Source organism: Mycobacterium sp. (genome assembly GCF_035603715.1).
In the GTDB taxonomy this organism is placed as follows: Bacteria; Actinomycetota; Actinomycetes; order Mycobacteriales; family Mycobacteriaceae; genus Mycobacterium.
The window spans coordinates 1-10644 of record NZ_DATNJW010000714.1; the positions used below are offsets into that span (position 1 = coordinate 1).

Here is a 10644-nt window from a genome sequence, read left to right on the forward strand (position 1 = left end):
TCAAGCAGAGTGACAAGACCAAGAAGACCGGTACGACAGTCCGGTTCTGGGCCGATCCCGGGATCTTCGAAACGACGAACTACGACTTTGAGACCGTGGCTCGCCGACTTCAAGAGATGGCCTTCCTGAACAAGGGCCTGACCATCAACCTCAGCGACGAGCGGGTGACCAAAGAAGAAGTCGTCGACGAGGTCGTCAGCGACACCGCCGAAGCCCCGAAGTCCGCGGAAGAAAAGGCCGCCGAATCAGTTGCGCCGCACAAGGTCAAGCACCGGACATTCCACTATCCGGGCGGCCTGGTCGACTACGTCAAGCACATCAACCGGACCAAGAATCCGATCCATGTCAGCATCGTGGATTTCTCCGGGAAAGGCCCCGGCCACGAAGTCGAGATCGCTATGCAGTGGAACGGCGGCTACTCGGAGTCGGTACACACCTTCGCCAACACGATCAACACCCACGAGGGCGGTACCCACGAGGAGGGCTTCCGGGCGGCCCTGACGACGGTGGTGAACAAGTACGCCAAGGACAAGAAGCTGCTGAAAGACAAGGACCCCAACCTGACCGGCGACGACATTCGCGAGGGTCTGGCCGCGGTGATCTCGGTCAAGGTCAGCGAACCGCAGTTCGAGGGCCAGACGAAGACGAAGCTGGGCAACACCGAGGTGAAGTCGTTCGTGCAGAAGATCTGCAACGAGCAGCTGTCGCACTGGTTCGAGGCCAATCCCGCCGACGCCAAGACAGTGCTGAATAAAGCGGTGTCATCGGCGCAAGCGCGCATCGCGGCCCGCAAGGCACGAGAGTTGGTGCGGCGCAAGAGCGCAACTGACCTGGGCGGTCTGCCGGGCAAGTTGGCCGACTGCCGTTCCACCGACCCGCGACGCTCGGAACTGTATGTAGTGGAGGGGGATTCGGCCGGCGGCTCGGCGAAGAGCGGTCGCGACTCGATGTTCCAGGCGATCCTGCCGTTGCGAGGCAAGATCATCAACGTCGAGAAGGCCCGCATCGACCGGGTGCTGAAGAACACCGAAGTCCAGGCAATCATCACCGCGCTGGGCACCGGGATCCACGACGAATTCGACCTCGCCAAGCTGCGCTACCACAAGATCGTGCTGATGGCCGACGCCGACGTGGACGGTCAGCACATCTCCACGCTGCTGCTGACGTTGTTGTTCCGGTTCATGCGGCCGCTGATCGAAAACGGCCACGTATTCCTGGCGGCGCCGCCGCTGTACAAGCTGAAGTGGCAGCGTAGCGAGCCCGAGTTCGCCTACTCCGACCGCGAGCGCGACGGGCTCATCGAGGCGGGCAAGAAGGCCGGGCGGAAAATCAACGTCGAAGACGGTATCCAGCGGTACAAGGGTCTCGGTGAGATGGACGCCAAGGAGTTGTGGGAAACCACGATGGACCCCTCGGTGCGGATCCTGCGCCAGATCACCCTCGATGACGCCGCCGCGGCCGACGAGTTGTTCTCGATCCTGATGGGCGAGGACGTTGAGGCGCGCCGAAGCTTCATCACGCGCAACGCGAAAGACGTTCGCTTCCTGGATGTTTAGCGACATCTGACACCCGTACACATTTCCCCAGTGAAATCTCCCGGATGAGGAATAGATGACAGACACCACGCTGCCCCCCGGCGGCGAAGCCGGCGACCGGGTCGAGCCCGTCGACATTCAGCACGAGATGCAGCGCAGCTACATCGATTACGCGATGAGCGTGATCGTCGGCCGCGCATTGCCCGAAGTGCGCGACGGCCTCAAGCCGGTGCACCGCCGGGTGCTCTATGCGATGTTCGACTCCGGGTTCCGCCCGGACCGCGGCCACGCCAAGTCGGCGCGGTCGGTCGCCGAGACGATGGGTAACTACCACCCGCACGGCGACGCGTCGATCTACGACACCCTGGTCCGGATGGCGCAGCCGTGGTCGCTGCGCTACCCGTTGGTCGACGGGCAAGGAAACTTCGGCTCGCCGGGCAACGACCCGCCAGCCGCCATGCGGTACTGCCTCACCGGTGACGCGCTTGTCCGGCTGCCGCTCGGGCAGTCGGTACGGATCAAGGATGTCGTTTCGAGTGCCCGCCCTAACTCCGACAATGCTGTCGATCTGAAAGTCCTTGACCGACATGGCAACCCAGTGTCGGCGGACCGGCTGTTCCACTCCGGCGAGCATCAGACCTACACCGTCCGCACTGCCGAAGGCTACGAAGTCACCGGAACGTCCAACCACCCATTGCTGTGCCTGGTCGACGTCGGCGGCGTGCCCACCCTGCTGTGGAAGCTGATCGAGGAGATTCGGCCAGACGATCATGTCGTTCTGCAACGGACGCAACCCGTCGAGCTGGGTCCCGCTGACTGGCAGCCCACGATGGAAGCGCTGCTGCTCGGGGCGTTCATCAGTGAGGGCTTTGTCTCAGCCAACCGCGCTGGCTTCAACAACCTCGACGGCGACTACTTCGACACGGTGGTTGCGGCCTACGACGCGGTTGTCGGTGGGCCGCGATACGTCTCCAGCCGCCACATCGCGTCGGGATCGATGCTGCATGAACTCGATATCCACAATCTGACGGCCCTGAAACAGAGTCGGCTCGGTGAGCTGACGGGTCAGCGGTCGGCAGGCAAGGTCGTGCCGGAGTGGCTCTGGCAGTCACCGGCAGCAGTGAAGCGGGCATTCCTGCAAGCACTGTTCGAAGGCGATGGATCCTGCTCACTGTTGCCGCGCAACACTATTCAAATCTCGTACTCGACGCGCAGCCAACGGCTGGCCACGGATGTCCAGAAGATGCTGCTTGAGTTCGGCGTGGTGTCCAAGCGGTACCGCCACGCCACTGGCGAGCACAAGGTGGTCATCACCAATCGAGCGCACGCCCAGTCGTTTGCCGGTCAGATCGGATTCGGCGGTGCCAAACAGGACAAGCTCACCGGAATCCTCGATTCCCTGCCGGCGTATGCGGGCAGGGACGGTGACCACGTTCCCGGGCTGGCGGCGTTCATCCGCAAGCATGCCGGCGGCGCAGGGGCTGACCGCGATTGGCTGACGCGGCACAACATCGATCGCCTCCAACGCTGGAGTTCCATTGGCGCCGAGATCCTTTCGCACATCGCTGACCCCGATGTCCGCGCCATCGCAACCGAGCTGACCGACGGCAGGTTCTACTATGCGCGCGTCTCGTCGGTCACAGACGCCGGAGTGCAGCCGGTGTACAGCCTCCGTGTCGATACCGAGGACCACGCCTTCATCTCGAACGGCTTCGTCAGCCACAACACCGAAGCGCGGCTCACCCCGCTCGCGATGGAGATGCTGCGTGAAATCGACGAGGAGACAGTCGATTTCATTCCCAACTACGACGGCCGTGTGCAAGAGCCGACGGTGCTGCCGAGCCGGTTCCCGAACCTGCTGGCCAACGGGTCGGGCGGTATTGCGGTCGGAATGGCGACCAACATCCCGCCGCACAACCTGCGCGAGTTGGCCGAGGCCGTCTACTGGTGCCTGGACAACCACGAGGCCGACGAAGAGGCCACCCTGGCCGCGGTCTGCGAGCGGGTCAAGGGTCCGGACTTCCCCACCTACGGGCTGATCGTCGGATCGCAGGGCATCCACGACGCCTACACCACCGGCCGCGGATCGGTCCGGATGCGCGGAGTCGTTGAGGTAGAAGAAGATTCGCGCGGCCGCACTTCGCTGGTGATCACCGAGCTGCCGTATCAGGTCAACCACGACAACTTCATCACCTCGATCGCCGAGCAGGTCCGCGACGGCAAGCTGGGCGGCATCTCCAACATCGAGGATCAGAGCAGCGACCGGGTCGGCTTGCGCATCGTCGTGGAGATCAAGCGCGACGCGGTGGCCAAGGTGGTGCTGAACAACCTCTACAAGCACACCCAGCTGCAGACCAGCTTCGGCGCCAACATGTTGTCGATCGTCGACGGGGTGCCGCGCACGCTGCGCCTCGACCAGATGATCCGCCACTACGTCGAGCACCAACTCGATGTGATCATCCGGCGGACCACTTATCGGCTGCGTAAGGCAAACGAGCGCGCACACATCTTGCGTGGTTTGGTGAAAGCCCTTGACGCACTGGACGAAGTCATCGCGTTGATCCGCGCGTCGGAGACCGTCGACATCGCACGGGCCGGCCTGATCGAGCTGCTCGACATCGACGAGATCCAGTCCCAGGCCATCCTCGACATGCAGTTGCGGCGCCTGGCGGCGTTGGAGCGGCAGCGCATCATCGACGACTTGGCCAAGATCGAGGCCGAGATCGCCGACCTGGAGGACATCCTGGCCAAGCCCGAGCGGCAGCGTGCGATCGTGCACGACGAACTCGCCGAGATCGTTGACAAGCACGGCGACGACCGTCGCACCCGGATCATCGCCGCCGACGGCGACGTCAACGATGAGGACCTGATCGCCCGCGAGGACGTCGTCGTCACCATCACCGAAACGGGCTACGCCAAGCGCACCAAGACCGACCTGTACCGCAGCCAGAAGCGTGGCGGCAAGGGAGTGCAGGGCGCCGGGCTGAAGCAGGACGACATCGTGCGGCACTTCTTTGTGTGCTCGACGCACGACTGGATCCTGTTCTTCACCACCCAGGGCCGGGTGTATCGGGCCAAGGCGTATGACCTGCCCGAAGCCTCCCGCACGGCGCGCGGACAACACGTCGCCAACCTGCTGGCCTTCCAGCCCGAGGAGCGGATCGCTCAGGTCATCCAGATCAAGAGCTACGAGGACGCGCCCTACCTGGTGCTGGCCACCCGCAACGGGCTGGTCAAGAAGACCAAGCTGACCGACTTCGACTCGAACCGGTCCGGCGGAATCGTGGCGGTCAATCTGCGCGACGGCGACGAACTGGTCGGCGCGGTGCTGTGCTCGTCCGACGACGATCTGCTGCTGGTCTCGGCCAATGGTCAGTCGATCCGGTTCTCGGCCACCGACGACGCGTTGCGGCCGATGGGCCGAGCAACCTCGGGTGTGCAGGGGATGCGGTTCAACGCCGATGACTACCTGCTGTCGCTGAATGTGGTCCGTGAGGGCACATTCTTGCTGGTCGCGACGTCCGGCGGGTACTCGAAGCGGACCGCGATCGAGGAGTACACCGCGCAGGGCCGCGGCGGTAAGGGCATCTTGACGATCCAGTACGACCCGCGTCGTGGCAAGCTCGTAGGTGCGCTGATCGTCGACGACGACAGTGAGCTGTACGCGATCACGTCCGGAGGCGGGGTGATCCGGACGGCGGCCCGTCAGGTCCGCAAGGCCGGACGGCAGACCAAGGGTGTTCGATTGATGAACCTGGGTGAGGGCGACACACTGTTAGCCATCGCCCGTAACGCCGAGGAAGCCGAGGACGCCGGCGTCGACGGCGAGGACGCCGAAGCGTAAGCGATCACCGGCCGCCCCGGCGGCCGGGAGGCACAGTTAGGAGCTGCGGGTGACTTCACCGAACGAGCCGGGCCACACCGGTCAGGGCGACAGCCCAGCCGGCAACGGCTCCGTCTCCGACGCGCCCGCGACACCGCGCAAGCGGCCCGCTCCCCGCCCGTCGCCGGCCCAACAGCGGCAGTCCGGGCGGGGCACCGCGAGCCCCAACGCCGAGGCTCGCTTGAACCGATTCATCTCGGGCACGGCGGCACCGGGCGCGACCAGAACACCACCACCCGAGGCCGAGCCGGCACCCGGTCCCGCGCAGAACGAGAGTCGGCAAAGCGATGCCTACGCCAGCGAATTACCCGACCTGTCCGGACCGATACCCCGTGCGGGACAACGCAAGTCGGCCACTGATCGATCGGACGAGCCGATGACCGCGCCGGTTCGATCGGAAGGCCGTATCCAGGTATCGTCGCGACCGGTCGGCCCGGTGCGGGCCAGCATGCAGATCCGGCGGGTCGATCCGTGGAGCACCTTGAAGGTGTCGGCGGTGCTCTCGGTCGCGTTGTTCTTCGTCTGGATGATCGCGGTGGCGTTCCTGTATCTGGTGCTCGGCGGCATGGGCGTGTGGAGCAAGCTCAACAGCAACGTCGGGGATCTGCTGAACAACACCAGCGGCAGCGCGGAGCTGGTGTCCAGCGGCACCATCTTCGGCGGGGCGATCCTGATCGGCCTGGTGAACATCGTCCTGCTCACCGCCGCGGCCACCATCGGCGCGTTCATCTACAACCTGACCACCGACTTGATCGGCGGCGTCGAGGTGACGCTGGCCGACCGGGACTAGCGTTTTGGGCGCGGACGCTCCGGTGCGGTAATCTCGTCGCTCGTCCGTGTACGTGTGCGGGCCTATAGCTCAGGCGGTTAGAGCGCTTCGCTGATAACGAAGAGGTCGGAGGTTCGAGTCCTCCTAGGCCCACAACCATGTGTTCGCCAAGACGTTTCGTGAGACTGGTGTTGCCGCTGGCAGCGATCGCGGTGCTGGCGGTGGTGATCCGGTCTCAACGCGGTGTCGAGGTCTGGCACGTGGCAGCCGACCAACCCGACGGTCGGCGCGAGGGGCCTTAGCTCAGTTGGTAGAGCGCTGCCTTTGCAAGGCAGATGTCAGGAGTTCGAATCTCCTAGGCTCCACAAATGAAAAGCGCATTTCGGGCAGCATCCGCCTGGTAGCTTCGGCACCCCACCTGCTCGTGTTTGGGGACTTCCCGCCTAGAACCACGCTCGATGGCGAGGCGAGTTGAGTAGTTCACTACTTATTCCCGCGGCCCTGCCCGGGCTTAGCGTCAGCGTTGCGGCGAAGGTACGACCGATCCAGGAGCCCGTTACTGCGACTCCCCAGATCGGTCAAGGCCGCCGGGTCCGAGATTCCCTGCTCAGCTGCGAACCGGCGGGGTGAGGCGGCCCATCCCGCGCAGGATCCACGGTGTGCGCCTGGCCATTACCGCTACGGCGCGGTCCGAGCGGCGCATCGCGGTCCGCGGTCCGGGGGTGGGCGTGGACGCCAGTTCTGCCTCGGCCGATCCAGCCGGCGCGCCGTGGCGATCGACCGCCAGGAGTTGCCAGGTGCCGGGCACGCCACGCAGCTCGACGCTGCCACGGTCCTCGAAGCCGGTGCCCGAGCCGACGACCAGGTCACGCACGGTGCGGGACACGACGATTTCGGCGGCGCCGGCGTGGCCGAGGATCCGCGCGGCGATGTGTACGGCGAGGCCCCCGATGTCGGTGTCGAGCAATTCGCATTCGCCGGTGTGGATGCCGGCGCGGATCTGGATGCCCAGTGTTTCGGCATCACTACGCAGGGCCTCGGCGCAGCGGATGGCCTGTGTCGGGCCGTCGAAGGTGGCGAGGTGGCCGTCGCCGGTGCTCTTGACCACCGTGCCGCCGAATTGTTGCGTGAGGTCGCCGGTGATCTCGCCGAAGCGGTGCAGCACCGCGCGCCAGCGCTCGTCGCCGGCGGCGGCGGCGTGTTGCGTCGAGGCGACGATATCGGTGAACAACACGGTGCGCAGCGCACGATGGGACTGCGACGGTGGCGCGTGGCTGCCGGTGAGGAATTCCTCGATCGCGGTCAGGATCCGGTCGGGTTCGGTGAGCCACGGCGCGTGGTTCGCGCCGGCGACCTCGAGGTACTGCGCGCCTGGGATGTGGTCGGCGAGGTACCGGCTGCCCTGCACGGGCATGAGGTCGTCGCGCGCATGGATGACGAGGGTGGGCGCGGTGATCGTCGGCAGGATCGACCGGACGTCGATTCGGAACGCCGATTCGACTGTCGCTCGCAGCATCCCCGGGCTCGCGCTCATGCGCTCGAAAGTGGCGAGCTGGCGTGTCGAACGGGCCGACGGGAACCACCACTTGGCTGCTACACCGCTGCCCCACGCCGAGCGGACGGCGCGGACGAATTCCTGGGCGCGGGCGATCTGGTCCGTCGACGGTGCGTAGTCCTCACCCAGCTCGGCAAGGACGCGCGCCCGCAGCTCGGCCGGGTCGCGATCCAAGTCGTCCCAGCTGGCGCCATGCATGAACGCGAACGAACCGTAGAGGATCAGCGCCCGCGTTCGCTCCGGTCGTTTTGCCGCAAACTCGATGGCCTGCGGGCCGCCCTCGCTCATAGCGAAGAGGACGGCTTGTCCGAATCCGACGGCGTCCATGACGGCCTCGATCTCGGCCGCTCGCTCTTCGAGCAAACGGACTTTCGGGATGGGGTCCGACAGCCCGACCCCGGCCTTGTCGAAGATCACGACGCGACAGAATGCGGCGAGCTGCTCAAAGAAGGCCTTGAATTCTGGCATGGTCCAGAACAGCTCGATGTGGCTGACCATCGGCCCGATGAAGACGAGCTCGACCGGCCCGTCGCCAAACACCTGATACGCCAGGCTGAGATCGCCGCATGATGCGTACGACGTTTCCGCCACGGGCATCAGCGTACTGCTTGTCGAGCAGCTACGGCGCGCCACTTCGGGCGCAGTGTGCCGCCGGCCGCCTAACCTGCTGCGGCCGCACCGTGCAGAACTTGCTGACCACAATCTGACCACAGTTACGGATAACCAGGGCCAACTACAGCGGCGTATTTTAGCCCGTCGACCAAGCCGAAAACCATTTACCAGCAGCACGATTCGCCATTGCAAGGCAGATGTCAGGAGTTCGAATCTCCTAGGCTCCACACTTGACGCCCAAGTTGGGGCTGTCTCCTGGTCTAAGTCGACTGCCGCCGAATCGGCCCGGCTGGATCCTTCGACCCCTCGGTCCGCTCAGCGGACCGCGCGGTTGTCGCACCAAGCGGCAGCCATATTCCATGTCGGATACCTCCGCACCCGAACACTCCATCGACAGGGGCCGCAACGTGAGCAAACCGTATCAGGCACAAGCCGGCATCGCCGATGCCTCGACGGTCCCAGGTGGGCAATGTTATTTCAACTTTCCCCAGGTACCGGCCGGAAAGCGGCTGCGACTCACCAGTGTTTCAGCCCAACTCTGGCCCGCCGCTAATGACCTCGATCTGCAAAGCGGTGGAGTGGCGTACTTTGTGACGAAAGCTGATCCTGCCTCCAGCTTTCTGCAGTCAATGGTCAGCTTTTATTTCGAACCCAAGAGCACGCCAGTAGCCCATGTCTTCGTCGGGCCCAACTACACGCAGCACACTTCGCTGATCGTCACGCTCGTCGGCGTACTCGAAAGTACCTAGCTGCCAGGCTAACTCCGCTGGCCCGACGCTCAGTCGCGGTCTTGCCCACGTAGCAACAGCGCGGACAGCGCAGCGCGGTCACGAGAGGCGTCCGACGAAGCGCCGGAAGTATCGTCAGCGATCTCAACCAGACGGCCCTGCTGGATGTCGACCTTGTGGGTGCGAATCAAGTCCGCGACGACCTCATGATCGACCGTGGTCATGAACACCGATTGGCCCTCGCCGCCCAGCACGGTTGCCCGAACTCCCGCGGCGAACTGCGAGACCGAGATGATGCGCCCGGCGTGGTCGTGAACAATCGAAATCTCTACCGCGGTCATCTCGCTGCCTTTCTACGAGGTCGGTGCCGTCTCCACATTTGCCAAGAGGTAGGCGGTACAGCTGTCGTACGCATAATTGTTCGTTATCGACACCAGATAGGCCTGCGTGACATCGACGTGCAGAATTTTCTCGCCTTGAACGAGGGTCGCGTCCGCGTGGTTACTTATCCCGCCGAAAACCGTAAGACTGAAGTTCACAACGTCGAAAGCGCTGTACCCGTGAATGAACCACTGGACCGTTGAGCCGGCCGCGATACTTGTCGACCCGATAATTTCAGCTGCCATGACAGCCACCTCCACGCGTCAAGCACGGCTCCAACTATTGACAGATCCGCCGTAAGTTTGCCGGAGATGGCCGCTGGCCAGGCTCCGATTCGCAGATTTATCGGACGAATAACCCCGGCAGCGAGTTAGATCCGCGGTTCGACCTCGACGCTCGGCGCCAATGTTGACGGCTCCGGTTGCCTCGAGCGACGGACGATCGAGAACGCGGCCGCGCCGACGGCGAGCACCGCCGCGGCAGCGCCGGCCAGCATCCATGGCCGCGGCCTGCGCCGCTGGGCGCGCCGAGCCTGCTGTAGCGCTTCCGGCAGACCGCTAACCACATCCTGGGCCGCCGCCAGCTCTTGCACCAAAGCCTCTTGGGCGCTGTGCAAATCGTGGGCCAGCCGACCCTCGCGGTAACGCCGGCGCAGGCTGGAGGCGCCGGCTTGTGCGGAGTGAACACCAAGGCCGACCAGCCCGCGGGTCACGTCCACCGGGCCAACCGCCGTGCTGGCAAGGCCGCGGCTCAGCCGCTCCCGCGGGGTCAACGGGGTGTGGTTCTTTGCGCGCATCTCTTGCCCTTTCGCAGGACCGCCTGGGGATACCTTCAGCCTGCCACACGGGTACTGGCACCGGATGTCCGACGGCGCGGACCGTGATGGCAGACTGTGATCCCGTGACTACCAGCCCGATTCAGACCGCCACTGCCACGCTGCACACAAACCGCGGCGACATCAAGATCGCGTTGTTCGGAAACCACGCACCCAAGACCGTCGCCAACTTCGTGGGCCTGGCTCAAGGCACCAAGGAATACTCGACCGAGAACGCATCCGGTGGTAGCTCCGGCCCGTTCTACGACGGCGCGGTCTTCCACCGGGTCATCAACGGCTTCATGATCCAGGGCGGCGACCCCACCGGCACCGGCCGAGGCGGCCCGGGCTACAAGTTCGCCGACGA

General features: G+C 64.7%; 10 protein-coding genes and 2 tRNA genes. 8 read left to right on the forward strand and 4 right to left on the reverse strand.

Annotated features, from left to right (window positions below):
• From VN856_RS28725 to VN856_RS28750, 6 genes are all read left to right on the forward strand, one after another.
• The coding region (locus VN856_RS28725) for a DNA gyrase subunit B (RefSeq protein WP_325695684.1) at positions 1-1556 on the forward strand (1556 nt) is incomplete at its 5' end.
• A gap of 55 nt (positions 1557-1611) precedes the next feature.
• Positions 1612-5379 (forward strand): intein-containing DNA gyrase subunit A, encoded by a 3768-nt coding sequence (gene gyrA / locus VN856_RS28730; protein WP_325695686.1) that lies wholly within the window; start codon positions 1612-1614, stop codon positions 5377-5379.
• A gap of 49 nt (positions 5380-5428) precedes the next feature.
• On the forward strand, positions 5429-6208 hold the full coding sequence (locus VN856_RS28735; protein WP_325695688.1) for a DUF3566 domain-containing protein: 780 nt from the start codon (positions 5429-5431) through the stop codon (positions 6206-6208).
• Between the two features lie 58 nt (positions 6209-6266).
• Positions 6267-6340: transfer RNA gene (locus tag VN856_RS28740), tRNA-Ile, on the forward strand.
• 26 nt (positions 6341-6366) lie between these two features.
• Complete coding sequence (locus VN856_RS28745; RefSeq protein ID WP_325695690.1) at positions 6367-6489, forward strand: hypothetical protein; 123 nt, start codon at positions 6367-6369, stop codon at positions 6487-6489.
• Positions 6480-6552: transfer RNA gene (locus tag VN856_RS28750), tRNA-Ala, on the forward strand. Before VN856_RS28745 ends, VN856_RS28750 begins: the two co-directional genes overlap by 10 nt.
• A gap of 242 nt (positions 6553-6794) precedes the next feature.
• On the opposite strand, the gene VN856_RS28755 is transcribed toward VN856_RS28750, so the two are convergent.
• Positions 6795-8333 (reverse strand): adenylate/guanylate cyclase domain-containing protein, encoded by a 1539-nt coding sequence (locus VN856_RS28755; RefSeq protein WP_325695692.1) that lies wholly within the window; start codon positions 8331-8333, stop codon positions 6795-6797.
• A 428-nt stretch (positions 8334-8761) separates the two neighbouring features.
• Here VN856_RS28755 and VN856_RS28760 point away from each other — a divergent pair, with 428 nt between their 5' ends.
• Entirely contained in the window at positions 8762-9103 is a 342-nt protein-coding gene (locus VN856_RS28760) for a hypothetical protein (protein ID WP_325695694.1), read from the forward strand.
• 29 nt (positions 9104-9132) lie between these two features.
• Here VN856_RS28760 and VN856_RS28765 read toward each other — a convergent pair whose 3' ends face one another.
• The 3 genes from VN856_RS28765 to cwsA form a co-directional block, all read right to left on the reverse strand.
• Positions 9133-9423, reverse strand: a complete 291-nt coding sequence (locus VN856_RS28765; protein ID WP_325695696.1) for a hypothetical protein — start codon at positions 9421-9423, stop codon at positions 9133-9135.
• A gap of 12 nt (positions 9424-9435) precedes the next feature.
• Positions 9436-9708: a hypothetical protein gene (locus VN856_RS28770; RefSeq protein WP_325695698.1), complete on the reverse strand. Its 273-nt coding sequence runs from the start codon at positions 9706-9708 to the stop codon at positions 9436-9438.
• Positions 9709-9833: 125 nt separating this feature from the next.
• Positions 9834-10259, reverse strand: coding sequence for a cell wall synthesis protein CwsA (gene cwsA, locus VN856_RS28775; RefSeq protein WP_325695700.1), 426 nt, complete (start codon positions 10257-10259; stop codon positions 9834-9836).
• An 86-nt stretch (positions 10260-10345) separates the two neighbouring features.
• On the opposite strand from cwsA, the gene VN856_RS28780 reads away from it, so the two are divergent.
• Positions 10346-10644 (forward strand): peptidylprolyl isomerase (locus tag VN856_RS28780; RefSeq protein ID WP_325695702.1); only part of this gene is annotated, 299 nt, incomplete at its 3' end.